At 70.4% G+C, this 19,245-nt stretch carries 17 protein-coding genes; 7 read left to right on the top strand and 10 right to left on the bottom strand.

Annotation, left to right across the window (positions count from 1 at the left end; all coding sequences use genetic code 11):
- Positions 1-91 precede the first annotated feature (91 nt).
- Together OG299_RS38255 and OG299_RS38250 are read left to right on the top strand one after the other, a co-directional pair.
- Positions 92-2,446: a phosphoketolase family protein gene (locus OG299_RS38255; RefSeq protein WP_327364114.1), complete on the top strand. Its 2,355-nt coding sequence runs from the start codon at positions 92-94 to the stop codon at positions 2,444-2,446.
- 139 nt (positions 2,447-2,585) lie between these two features.
- Positions 2,586-3,281, top strand: coding sequence for a response regulator (locus OG299_RS38250; RefSeq protein ID WP_327364113.1), 696 nt, complete (start codon positions 2,586-2,588; stop codon positions 3,279-3,281).
- On the opposite strand, the gene OG299_RS38245 is transcribed toward OG299_RS38250, so the two are convergent.
- The 3 genes from OG299_RS38245 to OG299_RS38235 all read right to left on the bottom strand — a co-directional run bounded on the left by OG299_RS38245 (position 3,275) and on the right by OG299_RS38235 (position 6,311).
- A complete protein-coding gene (locus OG299_RS38245) occupies positions 3,275-5,032 on the bottom strand; it encodes a sensor histidine kinase (protein WP_327364112.1) in 1,758 nt (585 codons plus the stop codon). The genes OG299_RS38250 and OG299_RS38245 overlap by 7 nt on opposite strands.
- Before the next feature lie 134 nt (positions 5,033-5,166).
- Positions 5,167-6,030: a universal stress protein gene (locus tag OG299_RS38240; protein WP_327364111.1), complete on the bottom strand. Its 864-nt coding sequence runs from the start codon at positions 6,028-6,030 to the stop codon at positions 5,167-5,169.
- Positions 6,027-6,311 (bottom strand): hypothetical protein, encoded by a 285-nt coding sequence (locus tag OG299_RS38235; RefSeq protein WP_266636840.1) that lies wholly within the window; start codon positions 6,309-6,311, stop codon positions 6,027-6,029. Before OG299_RS38235 ends, OG299_RS38240 begins: the two co-directional genes overlap by 4 nt.
- A 269-nt stretch (positions 6,312-6,580) precedes the next feature.
- On the opposite strand from OG299_RS38235, the gene OG299_RS38230 reads away from it, so the two are divergent.
- From OG299_RS38230 to OG299_RS38215, 4 genes are all read left to right on the top strand, one after another.
- On the top strand, positions 6,581-7,249 hold the full coding sequence (locus OG299_RS38230) for a CBS domain-containing protein (RefSeq protein WP_266636842.1): 669 nt from the start codon (positions 6,581-6,583) through the stop codon (positions 7,247-7,249).
- Positions 7,250-7,303: 54 nt separating this feature from the next.
- Positions 7,304-7,858: a CBS domain-containing protein gene (locus OG299_RS38225; RefSeq protein WP_327364110.1), complete on the top strand. Its 555-nt coding sequence runs from the start codon at positions 7,304-7,306 to the stop codon at positions 7,856-7,858.
- Between the two features lie 66 nt (positions 7,859-7,924).
- Positions 7,925-8,140 carry a hypothetical protein gene (locus tag OG299_RS38220; RefSeq protein ID WP_327364109.1) on the top strand — a complete coding sequence of 72 codons (216 nt, stop codon included), beginning with the start codon at positions 7,925-7,927 and terminating at the stop codon, positions 8,138-8,140.
- 28 nt (positions 8,141-8,168) lie between these two features.
- A complete protein-coding gene (locus OG299_RS38215) occupies positions 8,169-9,158 on the top strand; it encodes an Acg family FMN-binding oxidoreductase (RefSeq protein ID WP_266636846.1) in 990 nt (329 codons plus the stop codon).
- Between the two features lie 67 nt (positions 9,159-9,225).
- Here the strand turns inward: OG299_RS38215 and OG299_RS38210 are convergent, their stop codons facing one another.
- The 6 genes from OG299_RS38210 to OG299_RS38185 form a co-directional block, all read right to left on the bottom strand.
- A complete protein-coding gene (locus OG299_RS38210) occupies positions 9,226-9,531 on the bottom strand; it encodes a DUF1876 domain-containing protein (protein WP_266636848.1) in 306 nt (101 codons plus the stop codon).
- A 76-nt stretch (positions 9,532-9,607) separates the two neighbouring features.
- The gene (locus OG299_RS38205) at positions 9,608-10,258 is read right to left on the bottom strand and encodes an Rv1733c family protein (RefSeq protein ID WP_266636850.1); all 651 of its coding nucleotides are present in this window, start codon (positions 10,256-10,258) and stop codon (positions 9,608-9,610) included.
- Positions 10,259-10,581: 323 nt separating this feature from the next.
- On the bottom strand, positions 10,582-13,026 hold the full coding sequence (locus OG299_RS38200) for a glycoside hydrolase family 65 protein (protein WP_327364108.1): 2,445 nt from the start codon (positions 13,024-13,026) through the stop codon (positions 10,582-10,584).
- Entirely contained in the window at positions 13,023-13,775 is a 753-nt protein-coding gene (locus OG299_RS38195) for an HAD family hydrolase (protein WP_266636854.1), read from the bottom strand. Before OG299_RS38195 ends, OG299_RS38200 begins: the two co-directional genes overlap by 4 nt.
- Positions 13,772-14,443, bottom strand: coding sequence for a helix-turn-helix domain-containing protein (locus OG299_RS38190; RefSeq protein WP_266636856.1), 672 nt, complete (start codon positions 14,441-14,443; stop codon positions 13,772-13,774). Before OG299_RS38190 ends, OG299_RS38195 begins: the two co-directional genes overlap by 4 nt.
- A gap of 5 nt (positions 14,444-14,448) precedes the next feature.
- A complete protein-coding gene (locus tag OG299_RS38185; protein WP_327364107.1) occupies positions 14,449-15,525 on the bottom strand; it encodes a zinc-dependent alcohol dehydrogenase family protein in 1,077 nt (358 codons plus the stop codon).
- Between the two features lie 697 nt (positions 15,526-16,222).
- On the opposite strand from OG299_RS38185, the gene OG299_RS38180 reads away from it, so the two are divergent.
- Positions 16,223-17,071, top strand: coding sequence for a chymotrypsin family serine protease (locus tag OG299_RS38180; RefSeq protein WP_327364106.1), 849 nt, complete (start codon positions 16,223-16,225; stop codon positions 17,069-17,071).
- Positions 17,072-17,190: 119 nt separating this feature from the next.
- On the opposite strand, the gene OG299_RS38175 is transcribed toward OG299_RS38180, so the two are convergent.
- A complete protein-coding gene (locus OG299_RS38175; RefSeq protein WP_266636862.1) occupies positions 17,191-18,657 on the bottom strand; it encodes a phosphoinositide-specific phospholipase C-related protein in 1,467 nt (488 codons plus the stop codon).
- Positions 18,658-19,245 lie beyond the last annotated feature (588 nt).

Raw genomic sequence — 19,245 nt, 5'->3', positions numbered from 1 at the left:
CCCTCCCCTGCCGGCCGCCTACGAACTGGAGCACCGTTGTGGCATCGGCTCAGTCGACGCACGCCTCGGTCTACCGCACGAAGGAGCGGAGATGACGAAGTACCGGATCCCCGAGCTCGACGCCCACTGGCGCGCCGCGAACTATCTGGCCGTGGGCCAGATCTACCTGATGGACAACCCGCTGCTGGCCGAGCCGCTGCGGCCCGAGCACATCAAGCCCCGGCTGCTCGGCCACTGGGGCACCTCCCCCGGCCTCAACCTCGTCCACACCCACCTCAACCGGGTGGTCAAGGAGCGCGCCCAGGAGGCGTTGTGCATCTGGGGCCCCGGCCACGGCGGACCCGCCGTACTCGCCAACTCCTGGCTGGAAGGCTCGTACACCGAGACCTACCCGGACATCAGCCGGGACGGCGAGGGGATGCGGAAGCTGTTCCGGCAGTTCTCCTTCCCCGGCGGGGTGCCCAGCCATGTGGCGCCCGAGACGCCGGGATCGATCCACGAGGGCGGCGAACTCGGCTACTCGCTCGCGCACGCCTACGGCGCCGCCTTCGACAATCCCGGCCTGCTCGTCGCGTGCGTCATCGGCGACGGCGAGGCCGAGACGGGACCGCTCGCGGCCTCCTGGCACTCGAACAAGTTCCTCGACCCGCTCCGCGACGGCTCGGTGCTGCCGATCCTCCACCTCAACGGCTACAAGATCGCCAACCCCACCGTCCTGTCCCGCATCCCCGAAGCGGAGTTGGACGAGCTGCTGCGCGGCTACGGGCACGAGCCGCTCCACGTCACCGGCCACGACCCCCGCAGCGTCCACCAGGCGATGGCGGCGGCGATGGACAAGGCCCTGGACCGCATCGCCGAGATCCGGCGCGGGGCCCGCGCCGCCAAGGGCGACAGCGCCCGCCGGCCATGGCCCGTGATCGTCCTGCGGACCCCCAAGGGCTGGACCGGCCCGGCCACGGTGGACGGCAACCCCGTCGAGGGAACCTGGCGGGCCCACCAGGTCCCGTTGGCCTCCGTACGGGAGAACCCCGAACACCTGCGGATGCTGGAGCAGTGGCTGCGCTCGTACCGCCCGCAGGAACTCTTCGACTCCGAGGGGCGCCCCACGGCGCGGGTGCTGGCCTGCGTTCCGCCGGGTGACCTGCGCCTGGGCGCAACCGTGCGCTCCAACGGCGGCCGGCTGCTGCGTCCGCTCCCGCTTCCCGCGCTCGAGGCTCATGCGGTCGCGGTGGACAAGCCCGGAAGCTCCGTCCACGAGCCCACCCGGGTACTGGGGGCCTACCTCACCGACGTGATGCGGGAGACCGAGGAGCGGCGGGACTTCCGCGTCGTCGGCCCGGACGAGACCGCCTCCAACCGGCTCGACGACCTGTTCGCCGTGACGGGCAAGGCGTGGCAGGAGCCGACCGAGCCGACCGACCTGAATCTGGCACGCGGTGGCCGGGTGATGGAGATCCTGTCCGAGCACGTCTGCCAGGGTTGGCTGGAGGGGTACCTGCTCACCGGCCGCCACGGCCTCTTCTCCACGTACGAGGCCTTCGCGCACATCGTCGACTCGATGGTCGCCCAGCACGTCAAGTGGCTGCGGACGGCCCGCGCACTGCGGTGGCGGGCCCCCATCGCCTCCCTCAACTACCTGCTGACCTCGCACGTCTGGCGCCAGGACCACAACGGCTTCTCCCACCAGGACCCGGGGTTCGTCGACCACGTCCTCAGCAAGAGTCCGGAAGTCGTGCGCGCCTACTTCCCTCCCGACGCGAACACCCTGCTCGCGGTGGCCGACCACGTCCTGCGCAGCCGGGACCAGGTGAACGTGGTCGTCGCCGGCAAACAGCCGTGCTTCGACTGGCTTTCGATGGACGAGGCACGGACCCACTGCGCCCGAGGCGCCGGCATCTGGGACTGGGCTGGGACGGATGACGGCACGCGTGAGCCCGATGTGGTGCTGGCCTGCGCGGGTGACATTCCGACCCAGGAGGTGCTCGCCGCGGCGGCGCTGCTGCGCGAGCACATGCCGCGGCTTGCCGTCCGGGTCGTCAACGTCGTCGACATCGCGCGGCTGATGCCCCGGGAGGAGCACCCGCACGGGATGACGGACGTCGAGTACGACTCCCTGTTCACCGCGGACACACCGGTGATCTTCGCGTACCACGGCTACCCGTGGCTGATCCACCGGCTCGCCTACCGCCGGGCCGGCCACCCCCACCTGCACGTCCGCGGCTACAAGGAGTCGGGCACCACCACCACACCGTTCGACATGGTGGTGCGCAACGACCTCGACCGGTACCGCCTCGTCATGGACGTCATCGACCGCGTTCCCGGCCTGGCCGAACACTCCGGAGCCCTGCGCCAGACCATGGCCGACCAACGGATCCGCCACCACGACTGGATCCGCGCCCACGGAAGCGACCTCCCGGAGATCGTCGACTGGTCCTGGCCGTACTGACGGTGCGCCCCAGCGCACGGCGCCGCTCGCGCAGGGGCACGCTGATCGGTGCGACCGCCTCCCGTTGCTCCGAGGTGTGCGTCCCGGACCTCGCTGAGACAATGTGCGCAGACACAGCGGACCGATTCCAGGGGCGCAGATGTCCGACGCAAAGGCCTCCACGGCGGAGGGAGCCGTCAGGGTGTTCCTCCTCGATGACCACGAGGTCGTCCGGAGGGGCCTTCACGACCTCCTCGAGGCCGAGCCCGGCATCACCGTCGTGGGCGAGGCGTCCACGGCCGAGCAGGCGCTGGCCCGCGGGCCGGCGCTGCGCCCGGACGTGGCGGTACTGGACGTCCGGCTGCCCGATGGTGACGGCATCACGGTCTGCCGTGAGCTGCGCTCGCGGATGCCGGAGCTCGCGTGTCTGATGCTCACCTCTTTCGACGACGAGGACGCGCTCCTCGACGCGATCATGGCCGGCGCCGCCGGGTACGTCCTCAAGCAGATCAAGGGGGCCGACCTGGTCGCCGCCGTACGGACCGTGGCGACGGGTCAGTCGATGCTCGACCCGGCGACGACGGCTCGCCTCATGCACTCGCTCCGCGACCCCGGTGCCCCCGCGAAGTCACCCGTGGACGCCCGGCTGGCGGCTCTCTCCGAGCGGGAGCACACCGTGCTGGCGCTCATCGGCGAAGGCCTCACGAACCGCCAGATCGCCAAGCAGCTCTTCCTGTCCGAGAAGACCGTCAAGAACCACATCTCCAGGCTGCTGGGCAAGCTCGGCGTCGAACGCCGGGTCCAGGCAGCCGTGATCGCAGCGCAGGCACGCGATCAGAACGAAAGCCCTCACTGACCGGTACGGGGCGTTGCGGCGTCGCCGTCGGGGGACGGAGCAAGGGGTACGCGCCATACGAGCCGGGTGCCTCCGCCGGGCCTTCCCTCCGTACACAGCTCTCCGCCCAGCCGCTCGGCCCTCTCGGCGAGGTTGCGCAATCCGCTGCGACGGCCCCCACCCAGCATTCCGATGCCGTCGTCGCCGACCTCGACGGTCACAGCGCCGTCCGCGGCCGTGATCGAGACGTCCGCGTGTCCTGCCTGCGCGTGGCGCGCCACGTTGGTCAGCGCTTCGCCGATGACGGCGATGACCTCGTCGGCCACGGCCGACGGTACATCCGTGTCGATCAAGCCCTCCATCCGCAGAGCCGGGGCGAAGCCGAGCACGACCGCCGCCTGGTCCACGGCTTGCACCACGCGGAGCCTGAGCTTCGGCAGCACCCCGGGGATCTCGCGCTCGCGCAGCCCGAAGATGGTCGATCGGATGATCTTGATGGTGGCGTCCAGGTCGTCGATCGCCCGGGTCAGGCGCTCCGAGGCCTGTGGGTGCTCGACGAAGCGCTGGGCGCTCTGCAGCGTCATACCGGTGGCGAACAGCCGCTGGATCGCCAGATCATGCAGGTCACGGGCGATCCGGTCGTGATCTTCCAGCAGGCTCATCTGCTCCGCGTCCCTTCGGCGGTCGGCCAGCTCCAGGGCGAGGGCGGCCTGGCCTGCGAACCCGGGCAGAGCGCCCACCTCCAAGGGGCCGAAGGCGGCTCGCCCCCGCAGCCGCGCGAGGATCAGCACACCGCTCAGGTGTTCCTTCGTACCGATGGCGACCGCCACGGCCGGGCCGAAACCTTCCCACCGCTCCGGCTGGACCTGGACCCGCTCGTCGTGGGCGACGTCGGAGACCACCACCAGCCCGTCCTCGCAAAGGGCCGCTTCCGCCAGCGTTCCCGCGATGCTGGGGAGCACGATCCCGCGGTGCGCCTCGGCTCCCTCCCCCAGCGAGAGCGAGCCCCGGAGGTCGCCACCGGCTCCGACCAGGTAGAAGACGCCGAGGTCCGCCCCGGTGATGTCCTTCGAGCGCTCCAGCATCCCTTCGAGTACCTCGGACTCCGGGGAGCCGGACAGCAGGGCACTGGTGATGTCGGCGTTGGCCGCCATCCAGCGCTCCCGGAGTCTGACGTCTTCGAAGAGACGGGCGTTCTCGATGGCGATGCCGGCGGCGACGGCCAGCGTCGACAGGACCGCCTCGTCTTCGGCGTCGAACTCCATTCCGCCGCGCTTCTCGGTGAGGTAGAGGTTGCCGAACACGTCGTCGCGGACCCGGATCGGCACGCCCAGGAAGGAGTGCATCGGGGGGTGGTTGGCGGGGAATCCGTACGACGCGGGGTGCTCGGACAGCTCCGACAGACGCAGCGGCTCCGGGTGGCGGATCAGCTCGCCCAGGATGCCGTGCCCCGAGGGCAGGTCCCCGATCTGCGCGCGCAGCTCGTCGCTGATGCCCACGGGGAGGAACTCGGCGAGCTTCTTGTCGTCGCCGATGACGCCGAGGGCTCCGTACTCCGCGTCCACGAGGACCACGGCCGCCTCGACGATGCCGCGCAGCACCTGTGGCAGGTCCAGCTCCCGGCCCACCGACATGACCGCCTCGAGGAGCCCGTTCAGCCGGTCCCGGGTGCCGCGGACCTGGTCGATCCGCACCTGCAGCTCTTCGAGCAGTTCGTCCAGTCGGAGCCGGGGCACCCTTCCGATCGCGGCTTCTCGGCCGTCCCCGCTCATAGGCACCTCCGGCAGCGCACGAGGGGGAACCTGGTTCGCTTTCACCGTAGTACGAACCGGGGTCTTTCACCTGGCGTTGCCGGGCCAAGACCGCTGTGCGTACCCGCCGGCCGGAGGACTGTGCGCGGCTGCCGTCAGACGGTGGGGACGGTGATGACCGGGCAGTGTGCCCGGTGCAGGAGGCCGTGGACGACGGAGCCCAGGTGCATGCCGCTGTATCCCCCGCGACCCCGGCGGCCTACGACCACGGCCAAGGCGTGCTCGGCGGCCTTCGCCAGTTCCTCCACAGGGTGCCCGATGGGGATCTCGTGCCGGACGGCGACATCCGGGTACTTCGCCGGCCAGCCGGCGGTGGCCTCGGCCAGCATCCTGCGCTGGGCCTGCAGGGCCACCTCCTCGTCGTGCAGCCGGAGGACCGGCGGCTGGAACACCGAGATGACGCGCAGCTCGGCGCCCCGGAGGTCGGCCTCCTCACAGGCGAAGGCGAGCGCGGCCTTGGAGGATTCGCTCCCGTCGATGCCCACGACCACATAGGGCGGCTGCTGGCTGACGTGCTCGGCATCGCCGACCACCACCACCGGACAGCCGGCCTGGGCCGCCACGGGGACGACCAGGGATCCGGCACTGAAGAACTCGGCCGTCCGGCTCAAGTGTCGTGAACCCAGCACGACCATGCGTGCTTCCTTCGACAGCCTGCCGATCACGGCTGCCGGAGGGCCTGCCTGCAGATCACCGGACACCGCGAGCTCCGGATGGCGATCCCGCGCCCAGTCCACGGCGTCTTCCAGCGCGTGCGCTCCGGCCTGGCGCAGGGCGGTCTGGTGGGGCGTGTCATCGACAGGGTGGGTGTCGTGCTGCGGTGGCACGGCAGCGACAAGGTGCAGGCCGAGCCTGCGCCGGTGGGCCTCGTCGGCTGCCCAGGCCAGGGCCAGGTGCCAGTCCCTGGCCGGGTCGATTCCGACCACGAGTTCTCGGCCTTCGCCGGTCTTGCCGCTCACGATGCGCTCCAGAGCTCTTTGCCGACCAGCAGGTCTGCGTGATGCGACGCCTCGACCAGGACACCGGCCACGGACATGCTCTTGTCCGCGTCCGCCTGGACGGTGAGGTCCGGGTATGCGTCCCGGGTCTGCAGTCCGGTACCGGACTGACGGACCCGTTCGATGCTGTCGGCCGACAGGTACAGGGCCTTCCCGGCGGTGTCAGCCCCGTGGACGATGTGCAGCGGGCGGTCGCGGCGTGCGGCCGAGCTGATGTCCGGGTATCGGATGGTCCCTTCCATGGTTCCTCCTCGCCGAGCCGGTAAGGGCAGTTACCACGCTGGCACCGGGCTCCCCTCTCCCAGAGGGCCGCTCAGGGTTGCGTTCGGGCCCAAAGGTCCCCCTTGGGCTGTCTCCCGCCCTCATCCGCCGGCCAGAGGTGACCCGGATGGTCCCCGCAAAGGACCATTCGGCCCTCCTCGCCGTGGCCGGACGCAGCGGAAGGTTGACTGCGAATCCCCGGGCAGCGGGACCACCCCGGGCAGCGCGAGATGGCAGGAGAGGTGCCTCCATGAAGCACATCAAGGTGGGAGACCTGATGACGGACGAGGTTGTCGCCGTGGTGTCGGCCACCTCCTTCAAGGATGTGGCGAAATTGCTCGCACAGCACGACGTCAGCGGACTGCCCGTGGTCGATGACGAGGACCGCGTCGTCGGCGTCGTCTCCGAGAGTGATCTCCTGATCAGACAAGCGGCCCCCGTCGCCGCCGAATCCTCCGAGGCCTCTCCCCTCGCGGAAGTCACGGCGGGCGAGGTCATGTCCACGCCGGCGGTGACCATCCACGCGGAGGAGACCGCGGCCGACGCGGCCCGCCTGATGACACGCCGGAGCGTGGAACGACTCCCCGTTGTGGACGAGGAGGAACGTCTCGTGGGCATCGTCACCCGGCGTGACCTGCTGCGGCTCTTCCTGCGTCCGGATTCCGAGATTCGGCGCCGTGTGACCGATGACGTACTCGGCGACACCCTGGGGGTGCACGCCGAGGCAGTCGAGGTCCACGTCATCGACGGGGTCGTCACCCTGTCCGGCGTGGTGGACAGGCAGAGCCAGGTGCCGGTCCTGATCCGTCTGGTCGAACAGCTCGAGGGCGTGGTGGCGGTCGCGTCCGCTGTCACCGGCCGCGTCGACGACTCGTCACTCGCCCCAAGGGCCCGGACGCCTCAGAGCATGCCGTGGTGACCGGCGGGATCAAGGACGCCCCGACCCCAGTGGCCACTGCGCCCCGGAGGGGTCATGCAGCCTCTGCGCACGGTCGACGACTTCATGACGCATGCCGTCATCTCCGTTGACACCGGAGCCCAGTTCAAGGAAATCCTGGAGACCTTGCGGCAATGGCGCATCGGCTCCCTGCCCGTCCTTTCCCGGCTGATGCGGAAGCACCAGATCAAGCGTCTTCCCGTCGTCGACGGCGAGAACCGGGTCGTCGGCATACTCAGCCGGTGCGACTTGCTCCGGCTCTTCCTCCGCCGCGACCGCGCCATCCAGGAGGAGATCCTCGAGGACGTCCTCACCCGGACCCTGCGGCTGAGCCCGTCCGCCCTGACCGTCGACATCACGGACGGTGTCGTGACCCTGAGCGGCACCGCGCCCCGGTCGGTAGGAGTAGACCGTGAGACACCGAGAAGCAGGCGAGCTGATGAGCCTGATCCCGATCCCGCCCCGGATCAACGAGAAGGCTTGATCGTCGTCGGTCGCCGGGTCCGGCGCTGGTCGCTCGGTGCTCACATCGGCTCGCCGGACGTCGGCCTGGGGCCGACCGGACCCTCAAGGGTCCACTCGGCCACTTGAGGTCCGGCACCGTCGGGTCGAGCCTGTAAGGAGAGCCGGATACGCGTTCCGAAGGAGCCGGACATCATGACGCACCGCATCACCGTGGGTCTGGACGGGAGGCCCGAGAGCACCGCCGCCGCCCGCTGGGCCGAGGGGATCCTGCGCAAGACGTCCGAGGCGGTCCGCCTCGACCACCCGTCGCCGGGCATCACCACGCGGCGGGTCGGCGGACTGCCGGCCCCCGCACCCGAGGATTCCGCCACGCCGGCAACCTCGCCGGTCGCCGTCGCCCACGATTGAGACCGAAAGCACAGACAGGAACCGTCCCGTGTCCGCACCGCGCTTGGACCCCGAAAGCGTCATCCCCCTCATCGAAGACGCCGTCGCGGCGCCTTCGATGCACAACGCCCAGCCCTGGAAGTTCGTCATCAGGCCGGACACGGCGGTGCTCGAGCTGCACGGCGATCCCGAGCGGGCGATGCCGCGGGCCGACCCCGACCACCGCGCGCTCCATCTGGGCTGCGGCGCAGCGTTGTTCAACCTGCGCGTGTCGGCGGCGTCAGCAGGCTACGAGGCCGTTGTCGACGTGCTTCCCGACCCGCTCGACCCTTGGTTCCTGGCCACGATCCGGCTCCAGGCGGCGGCTGACGCCGACCGCGATCTGGCCGCGCTCCGTCCTGCCGTACGGAGCCGGCACTCCAGCCGGTTCCCGTTCACCGAGGAGGAGATCCAGACTCCCCTGCTGGACGCTCTGCGCGCAGCCGCCCTGCTGGAGGGCTGCCGTCTGGTCGTGCCCGATGCCTGGCACACCGAGACCGTACTTGGCCTGGTCCGCGACTCCGAGCACCGCGAGGAGATGGACGAGGCGGTCCAGGGCGAAACGTCGGCGTGGACGCAATCAGAGGAAGGCGACGAGCAGGAGCGGAGCGACGGCATTCCCGTCTCCGCGTTCGGCCCCCGCCCCTCCGGCAGGTCCGCCCCGGTCCGTGACTTCGGCCGGTCACGGCCCGTGACCGGCCGCGGCTGGGCCGTTTTCGAGAAGCATCCGCACATCGCGCTGCTCGGCACGTCCGAGGACACCCCCACGGACTGGCTCCGCGCGGGGCAGGCTCTGGAACGGGTCCTCCTTCAGGCCACCGCTGACGGCCTCGTCAGCTCCATGACTTCACAGCCGCTGGAATGGCCCGAACTCCGATGGACGGTTCGCGATCCCGTCGCGCCGACGGGGCACGTCCAGATGGTCATCCGGCTGGGCTACGGCCCCCAGGGGCCGGCAACTCCCCGCAGACCGGTCGACGAGGTTCTCGCCGTCATCTGACCGCGGCGACAGGGTCCGCGCCGCCCACCGTTCCGGAGCGGCGCGGACCCTGTCGTGTCCGTGGCTGCTACGAGGTGGCGGCGTTCAACCACCCTGCATACGGTCTGAGAGAGTCCTGCGAGCGCGTCCCCGCGCCGACGGCACCGATGTCACCGTACGCGGCGCGCTTCATTTGCAGGGCCAAGTCCTCCATGGCCCGGGCCGCGGCCAGTTCGTCACCGATCTCCGGAACGTCGCTGTCCTGCGGGTTGCACCGAGCAGTGCCGTGTCCGGTGACCTTGGTGGTACCGGTGTCGAGTTCCAGTCGGGCCTTGGTGGTGCGGTCCTCTTCGAACAGGAAGAGCCGGACCTTCCATTCAGTGGTGTGAGACATGGCGGGTCTCCCGGAGTCGGTGAGGGGTATGGAGTCGGTTGCGCCGAACCCGGCGGCCTTCGGGCGCGTGGGAGCCTCAGTCATCGTCGGCCTCCCGCCCCGGGCGCAGTCGCCCGGACCAGCCCGGTTCCACGCGTTCCCAGTCGCGCTCCCACTGGGCGAGGTTGCGCGCTTCGACGCGGCGGAGCCGCAGGAAGACGACGCCCGCGGCCGCGAGCGTGATCAGGCCCGCGCCGGCTGCCCCGGCGGCGACGGCGTCCGAAGCCAGCTCGGTCCGGCCCCGGGGAGCCGAGGCTGCCTCGCCGGTATCGTCGACCCACAGCGCAACCGTGTGCCCCACGGGCGTCCCGGCCGGGACGGGGAGGGCAGACGTGTGGCGGGAGGCGGGGGGAAACTGCCACTGCGCAGGAGCTGTTGTGGTTGCGGCGTTGGCCCGGGTCGGGATGTGCCGCGTGGTTTCGCCGACGGTGGTCGCCTTCACCAGGTGTCGGTGTCGTGCCTGCTCCGCGGCCGCGCGGAGCCCGTTGTCCATGGCGGTGAGTCCCACCTCGACCCCACAGGCCACGGCGAGGACGCACGACAGCACGAAGACGAGGAGCCAGCGACTGCGCGTACGGTCCGTCGCCCGCCGGAGCGGGTTGGCCTCCGCATCATGCCTGCGCCGCCTGCTCGTGGGGCCGTCCTGCGAACCCCTGTGTCCTGGTCCGGACGAGCTTCGGTGGAACATGCCGCACCTCCGCGCTGCAACGGTGCCGATTCGCTCAGTGCGCAGCGGCGGTGTCGGCCGGCGCGCCGCGCTTGCTGCAGTGGGCCACGAGCACGCTCTTCTGCGTCATGACGACTCTCCGTTCCCACTGGTGGCTGTCCGCTTCGGCCGGAGGGATCCGCGGCGGAACTCCGAGTGGTCCTTCTTCTCTGTGCTCTCAGTGTGCTCCGCGCGGGAGGCACTGCACCTCCGCTGCCTCCACGCTCCCGTGGGAGAGGGAGCCTTCGCATGGGTCTCATGGGGTCGTGCGGGAGCCATTCGGCCCTACGCATCCGCGTGCTGCTTCACTTCGCCGGTGGGGCCACTCTCGTCGGGCGTGGCTGCGGGCCCTGGCTCGGCGGCAGGCGGAACCAGCACTGCTGCCCCGGGGCCACGCTCGCCCTTCGGCCGCCCGGCAGCACGAGGTGTACGGGGTCGCACCGCGAAGCGGGCACGGAGATCCCGAACCGGCCCGGCAGGAATCGGACACGGATACCCCGGTGCCCCCGGTAGCAGAAAGTGAAGGTCGAGCGCGGTACGTCACCGAGCGGAACGGGGTCCACACGGAGTCCGTCCGCACAGGCCTCCAGCCCGGCGACGACGCGCTCGACGAGGTCGAGGGTGCCGCCCATGGCACCCAGGTGGATGCCCTCGCCCGTCGTGCCGCCCTGGATGTCGGTGACATCGCTCAGCAGGGCCTCCTGGCAGAGCGACCAGGCGTCCTCGCCCTTCTGCCGGGCGAGGACCCAGCCGTGTACGAGACTGCTGAGCGTCGAGCCGTGGCTGGTCCGGGCGAGGTAGTAGGAGACGGTCGCACGCCAGATGTCGGCATCGAGGGGGTAGCCGAGCCGGGCGAAGATCTCGTACAGCTCGGCAGGTCGGAAGAGATAGCCGAGCATGAGGGTGTCGGCCTGTTTGGATGCCTGGTAACGGTTGACCGTGTCCCCCTCGGCTTCGAGGATGCGGTCGAGGCGGCGGATGCCGTGGTAGCGGGCGCGGTAGGCGTCCCAGTCGAGTTCGGCCAGGTCCCCGTAGCCTTCGAACTGGCTGATGACTCCGTCGTGGAACGGCACGTACAGTCGGCGTGAGACCTCCTGCCACCGGTCGAGGTCATCGATGCCGAGGCCCAGCACCGTGATCAGTTCACTGCGGCGGGCGGGCGGCAGTTCGCCGAACAGGTCGAGGGCGCGGGCGAGTACCCAGGCTGCGGTGACGTTGGTGTAGGCGTTGTCGTCGATCCCTGGCGTGGCGGCGTCCGGGTAGGCGTCGTGGTATTCGTCGGGGCCCAGGACGCCACGGATCCGGTAGCGCCGTTCTTCGGGGTCGTACGCGGCGGCGCTGGCCCAGTAGTGGGCGATGTGCAGCAGGAGTTCGGCGCCGGGCCCGTGCGTGAACCCGGTGTCGCCGGTGGTCTGGCCGTAGCGCCAGACGTTCCATGCGATGGCCGATCCGACGTGCCGCTGCAGCTGCGAGTGGTCGGGCAGCCATCTGCCGGAGCGGGGGTTCAGATGCAGCGTCTGCGTCTCCTCTTGGCCGGAACTTCCGCTCTGCCAGGGGAACATGGCGCCCGAGAAACCCGCCCGGCGCGCGGCGTCGCGCGCCGGGGGCAGGCGGCGGTACCGGTACGTGAGCAGGGAGCGGGCAACGTCCGGGAAGTGCAGGGTGACGTAGGGCAGGACGAAGAGCTCGTCCCAGAAGACGTGCCCCCGGTAGGCCTCTCCGTGCAGTCCCCGGGCCGGCACGCCCACGTCGAGCTCGGTGGTGAACGGGGAGAGCGTCTGGAGGAGATGGAAGGCGTGCAGGCGCAGGATGCGCCCCGTCTCTCCGGGAACTTCCAACTCCCCATCGGCCCAGAGTCGTTCCCAAGCAGCCTGATGCGTGGTGAGCAGTACGGGAAAACGCGGTGCTCGCGACGCATGGTCGACGGCCCCTTGCAGGGGCTCTGCTGTGGGCCGGTCGAGCGACGTCCGCAGGGCGGCGGTCTTCACCACCACGACGGGTCTTCCCCGGGAGATCGGCAGCCTGAGCGTCTGGACTGCGGACGTGCCGGTGCAGGACACCGCCACGGGGCCGAGGGGGCGCGAGGAGACGCGTACGGCGAGTCCGATCCGGATCCGGGACGAGGTCGTCGTACAGCCCAGCCATGCGACGTCTTCCGGCTCGACACCGACGTGGTGGTCGGCGAGATGGCGGCCGGCGAGGTCGCGGTAGCGCTCGACACCGGTATTCGCGATGGCTCCGTCGAGGACCGATTCGACCATGAGGGCGCCGCGCCAGCCGTAGGCGTGGAAGACGGTGCGCTGCGCGGCCAGGTACGGGTCGCCCATGTGAACGAGCCGCGTGTGCGTGACACCCAGCCGACGGCCGTGCGAGTCCTGGAAGAGCATGCGGCGCGTCAGAGTGCCACCGCGCAGGTCGAGGGAGACCCTGCCGTGGCGCAAGGTGGAGTCGTCGGGTGTCAGCCAGTCGCCCGGCGGTCCGCCCTCCGGCAGACAGCGGTAACGCAACGCCGTCCAGTCGGGGAGCCGGACCATGTCCTCGTTGGTGACCTGTGCGCCTCCCACGGTCGAGACGAGACGGTTGTAGCAGCCTGCGAGGTAGGTCCCCGGGGAGTGGACCGCGTCGGCCACGGTCTCGGGCGCCGATCCCCGCGTGGCGAACCGCCCGTTGCCGAGGGTGCACAGGCTTTCGACGACCCGTTCCGTTTTGGGGTCGTACCTGCCGAACTCCCAGGCCCACGAGGTCGTCATGGTGCGTGCCCGCGGAGTACGGCGGGCAGTGCGCCGAGGTCGGACAGCACGAGGTCCGCCCCTCCTGCGCGCAGGGAGTCGGCCGTGTGCGCATCGGGTGACCGGTCGATGCCGACGACCAGGCCGAAGCCGCCCCGGCTCCCTGCCTCGACCCCGGCGATCGCGTCCTCCACGACCGCCGTGTCCGCGGGGGCGGTGCCCAGACGCCCGGCCGCTTCGAGGAAGAGCGCGGGATCGGGCTTGCCGGCCAGGCCGAGCCGCGCCGCGTCCTTTCCGTCCACCAGCGCGTCGAAGAGATCCGCCAGGGCGGCGGACTCCAGCAGTGCGCGGGCGTGCCGGGACGCGGACACCGCTGCACACCGCGCGCCTCGGGCCTTCAGCTCGTTGAGGGCCGGGCGGACATCGGCGAACGCGTCGACGGCCCGGGAGCTGAGGTTCTCGGTGAAGATCTGTTCCTTGCGCGCGGCCACGGCCCAGACCGTGCGGCAGCCCGACGTGTCCGCGCGCTCACCCGGTGGCAGATCGATCCCCCGGGCGCTCAGGAAGGCACGGGCCCCGTCGTAGCGGGCCTTCCCGTCGACCAGCTCCCGGTATTCGCGATCGGCATCGAAGGGTCGCTGCGTCGTGCCATCGGATGCCCACGCGTCGAGGCAGCCGTCGAAGGCGGCCTTCCAAGCGGTCGCGTGGAGCACCGTGGAATCGAGCAGGACCCCGTCGGTGTCGAAGACGACGGCCCGGATCGACGTCACTTGCGCCCCACGCGGCGGCCGGTGATCCGGACGGGAGTGACCGACATCCAGTGCGTACGCTGTCCGCCCGCCCAGGGCAGGGAGCGCGCGATGGCGTCCAGCCGTTGAAGGGCTTCGCCGTCGGTGACGCCGACGACTTCGCCGACGGCCATCACGCTCCAGCCTTGCTTCATCGCGTCGTCGATGTGGTCGACCTCGAATGCCACCTCGGTGCCGGCGGCACGGGCGAGTAGCGCGTCACCGGAGGTCCGGAAGGCGATGTCGTTCCCGGCGACGACGTAGTTGACCGGGAAGATTCCGGGGCCTTCCGCGGTAAAGATCGCAACCCGGCCGATGCCGTGCGTCGACAGCAGCCGACCACACTCCGCCTCGCTGAGCGGGACGAGTTCGGAGTCCAGCCAGGCGGTACCGCGGCCGGGCGGTTGATCGGTGGTGGCGCCGGTCAGTTCGGCAACGGTCGTCCCGAGCGAGTCGGCGAGGCGTACGAGCGAACCGGCGCTGGGGTTGGCGGCCCGCTCTTCCAGGTAGGCGATGTACGAGGCGTCCGTCCCACAGCGGTCGCCCACCTGTTCACGGGTGAGCCCGAGTTCCATGCGCCGGGCGGCGATCCGCCGCCCGAGGTCCGTGTGTCCGACTTCCTGAGCGGGCTTCGGTGACGTTCTGGGCATGATGTTCACTTCCCCGAGGTCTGTGTGCTCACGGTGTTGTGCTGAGGGCCGCCCAGCGCCACCTTGAGGGCTCCGGTCTCGGCCGCGCGGGAGAAGACGTCATACGCCTCCTCCATCTGCCCGAGCTCGAAGCGGTGGGTGACCAGCGAGGCGGCGGGGAGCCGGCCTGCGGCCATCATCTTCAGGAGCATCGGCGTCGAGTAGGTGTCGACGAGCCCGGTGGTGAGGGTGACGTCCTTGATCCACAGGTCCTCGAGGTGGAGGGTCGCCGGCTTGCCGTGGACGCCGATGTTGGCGACGTGCCCGCCGGGGCGAACCATCCGCGTGCACATCTCGAAGGCTTCCGGCACGCCGACCGCCTCCATGACGACGTCGGCGCCGAGCCCGTCCGTGAGGTCCTCGACGAGCCTCTCGGGCTCCTCGTCCGCGCGCGCTGTTGCGTCCGCACCCAGGGCGCGGCCCGCTGCCAGCCGGGACTCGGCGAGGTCGACGGCGATGATCCGGCCGGGGCTGTAGAGCTGCGCGGTGGCGATGGCGGCCAGGCCGATGGGGCCGGCGCCGACCACGACGACCGTGTCGCCGGGCCGGACCTTGCCGTTCAGGACGCCCACCTCGTAGGAGGTGGGGAAGATGTCGGCGAGCAGTACGGCGTCGTGGCTGTCGACGGCGCTGGGCAGCGGGTGCACGGACAGGTCCGCGAAGGGCACGCGGACGTACTCGGCCTGCGTGCCGTCGATGGTGTGGCCCAACACCCAGCCGCCGCCTCCGCGGCACTGGCCGTAGTGGCCTTCCCGGCAGAACCGGCAGCGGCCACAGGACGAGATGCAGGAGATCAGCACCCGGTCGCCCGGCCGGACGCTGCGGACGTCGCCGCCGATCTCGACGACGGTGCCGACCGCCTCGTGGCCCAGGATGCGGCCCGGGGTCACCTCGGGCACGTCGCCCTTGATGATGTGCAGGTCGGTACCGCAGATGGTGACCGCGTCGACGCGGACCACCGCGTCGGCGGCGTCCTTGATGCCCGGATCCGGAACGTCCTGCCAGGAGGTCTGTCCCGGGCCGTGGAAGACGAGTGCCTTCATGACGTCGCCCTCCCTTCCTCTCTGGTCGGGTATCGGTCACCGCCAGCCTGACCTCGTGGAGGCCGGCGCGCATGGGCCGGACGGCCCCCGCGCGGGGCCGGTCGGGCACATGCCGAGACGTGGCCGATGTCCACACCACCCGGGCCCGGCGCCGGCGTCGTACCGGTATCAGGACGGGTTCTGGGTGATCGCCGTCCCGACCCCGTTCGCAGCGCAGGCAGGCACCCCCATCCTGCCTGTCCGTCGCGTTCACCTTCCGACGCCTGTACATCCACAGTGTCCGAACCACGAACGCACCGCCACGCGAGACGGTCGGGCCCCTCCCGCCCCTGCTGACGGCCGCGGGCCGCTTTGCGCAGCGGTTCGGCCGGGGCACATCGAATGCCGCAGCGTTGTTCGGCCAGGTCGTCCGGGGAGCAGGAGGCGGTTCGGTGGGGCGCGCGCATGAGGTGCTGCTCTCGTTGCAGCCACGGTGCGTACTGCGGCGGGCGGCTCCGGTGCGTAGTCAACCGGTGGCCTGCAGGAGCTGAGGTGTCCCTCTCGCAGGGCAATTTCGCCATCGCTCCGTCTTGGTGGCTTTAGGCCTTGACGGCTCGATATCAGCTCTCCTCATCACCGAAGGATCAAATGTCACTCTCTGTTGCCATAAGGCCGCCTTCACCAGCCGGTGACGATGTGTCCACATGCGAGGGTTTCCATGGCACTGACGGTCGATGAACTGCGCGCGCTCTTCCCCACCGAGGCATCAGGCGGTTTCGAGCTCGACACCGGCAGGCTGGGCTGGAGACTCGCGGCAGCCCGGACCACCCCCATCAGCCTCCGTCAGTCACCCCCCGCGGTGCCGCTGAGCCGCTGGAACGACTCGGCGCCGTTCTACGCGGGGGCCGCACTCGGGCCCGCGAACGGCTCTTTCGCCCACTGCACCAGCGGCGTCCCGGCCACCAGCACCGTGGACAGCCGCCAGTGGCTCGTCACCGCGGGCCACTGCTATGGGCTCGGCGAGACCGTCTACACCGCCGGCGGCAACCGCGTCGGCACGGTCGGAGCCAAGCTGGACGACCTCGACTCGGCGTTCATCGAGACGCCGACGAGCCGCTACACGTGGGACGGCGTCGACGCGCAGGGGTACACGCGCTACCTCAACGGCGTGCGCAACGCGGCGGTCGGTGACTACACCTGCCAGCTGGGCTACACCTCCAAGGTGGTCTGCAACATCCGCACCGCGTACGCCGGCAACGCGACCTGGGTCAACAACGGCGCCTACGTCTGGGGGAAGCGCCAGCACCCCGAACAACAGCAGCACGGTCGCCCGGCCCGGCGACAGCGGCGGTCCCGTGATCACCATCAACAACGCGGACTCGCGGGAGCTGAACGGCATGGTCGTCGCGGGATTCGGCTGTTCTGGCGTCGGCACGAGTCAGGTCTGCAATCAGGTCGGGTGGATCGAAGTGGGGGACATCTTCGACAGGTTCGCCCTCCGGCTCCCCTGACACGCACTCCCCGCCACGGCTCCCTCGGCGTTGCCCGGGCACCTGACGAGGCGTAAGGCCGGCCCGGTGACTGCCGGGTCGGCCTTACGCCACACACGAGTGAGGCGATCTCCCCCATGCGGAAAGCATGACGAGAGCCCGGCCGATTGGTCGGCCGGGCTGGTGTCGGGTTCCGTCAGCGGGTCGGGCAGACGTCCTGGGTGACCTTGCCGGCCTTGCCGCCGGTCGTCGCGGGGTCCAGGGTCAGGCACTTGCCGGTCCACCGGTTGATGAAGTAGGTGGCGCGTCGCCCACCGTATTGCTCTGCCGGCATGACCTCCCAGAGCTGGTTGTCCGAGGCCCACCGGCTCTCGCACGGCCACCAGAACAGCTGCATGCCGTTGCCGGGCGGAACGCCCAGGTTCCACGGGACGGTGAGGCAGTAGCCGTTGCCCGCCTTGATCCAGTAGTAGTTCTGGCTGTCGTAGGGCGGCAGCGGGACCGTCCACTGCTGACTGCTCGGCGCCGGGCTCGCGCAGGCCCGCTGCGTCATCACGCCGCCCGAGCCGTCGGGGAAGTCCTCGCCCCGCACCATGCAGCGGTTCGGGGCTGTGGTCTCGTAGGTCTGCCCGATGAACTGCTTGTTCGGGGTGACGGTCCACAGCGCCGGGTGCGGCGGGAAGACGTGGGCGTTGCGGTTGAGTTCGTTGACCACGGACATCGGGGTGGTGCTGCCGGAGTCGCTCTTCTCGTAGAAGTTCACCGCGACGTAGTTCGGGTAACGGCCCGCGGCGGGACGGCAGTCCTTGTCGATGCGGTTCTTCAGGGCCGAGCCGTTGTCGCCCGGCGCCTTGGCCTCCGGGTTCAACACGCTCGAGTCGAACTGGTTCATCGTGAACAGCGGCGTCAGGGCCGTGCCGGGCATGGGGTTCTGCCCCACCGGGTTGCTGTTGCGCGAGGCGCAGCCGCTCGGCCGGCCGTCGTAGTCGTAGAGCGTCTCCACCGTGCGTGCCCAGGTGTACATCAGGCGCCCGTATTCCTTGCTCCCGTCACCGGACTTGACCGGGACGTCCTCTCCCCACTTGTCCTGGAGGACCACCAGGCGGCGGTTGTCGGAGACCATGTCGCGCAGCCGCGGCCAGTTCCGCTTGTCGATGTCGTACTGATTGGGCGAGAACAGCAGGTCCTTGGCGTTCTCACCCTCCAGCACGCTGGAGACCGCCTCCGTGAGCGTCGCGCGGCTGGCGTAGTTCTCCAGGAAGATGGTGACCACTTCCTCCGGGTGGGCCTTGAGGAATTCCACCACCGTGATGAGTCCGCCGCTGAAGGTTCCGAAGCACTTGAACGTGGAGTGGCACATCATCACGTCGTGATTGCCCTCCGCGTCGTAGGCGATGTCATAGGTGTCGATCATCAGCCCGCGCACGCCGTCGTCGAGCTGCTTGGAGATGCTGCGCGACTGGTTCCGCGGCGGCAAAGCCCCCGAGTCCGCGTAGGAGTTGTGCGTGGTCAGCGAGGACCACTGGTCAAGGCGGGCGTCTCCGTACTTGCTCCCGGACGCCGCCACCGCCGTCGTCGGGGTGGGCAGCATCGCGGCCAGGAAGACCAGCGCGAGGACGGGTAGGGACAGCCTTCGCAGCACGCGGAAGCCTCTTGCAAACATGTCGTTCCCCTGGGTCAAGACGGTCGTCGGAACCGGAGCGGGCGTGCGGCGCCGGTTGCCGGACGGCGGTGTGGGCCGCCCGGGGCACGGTCATGCCCGGCGGGCCGGCCGCGGCCGTCCGTCCACGTCGAGCCAACACGGCGGACGCGGGCCGGACCATGCGCTTCCACCGGCAGAAGTAGGTCCGGCCTACTTCTGCCGGTCGGGGCCGCCACCCCGGGTCCCTGCCCGGCGCCCGTACGAGAGGGCCGGCCCCCGGGGGCCCAGGGGGCGCTCGCGAAGACCGGCGGGGAGTTCAGACCAGGGCGCGGTTGTCCCTGCCGTCCCGCATGTGGTCGAGCCGGCGTTCGTACCAGGCCACCGGACTCGCAACTCCCCAGCGGCGGCCGCGGCGCTCGAGGCGCGGCACGGACCTGTGCGCCTGGGCCTCCTGGAGTATCAGCGCCCCTGGACGGTGGCGGTCCGCCTGACCCGCCCCCTCGGCTCGCTTTGGATCCCCCGCCGGTCCGGGACGGCCGAACCCGGACCGCGCACTTCTGCGGGTCGTCAGGGTGCCGGCCAAGCGCCGGATTTCATGTGGGACGTTCC

This window comes from Streptomyces sp. NBC_01296 (genome assembly GCF_035984415.1).
GTDB lineage: Bacteria > Actinomycetota > Actinomycetes > Streptomycetales > Streptomycetaceae > Streptomyces.
This window is presented reverse-complemented; position numbering and strand designations above follow the sequence as displayed.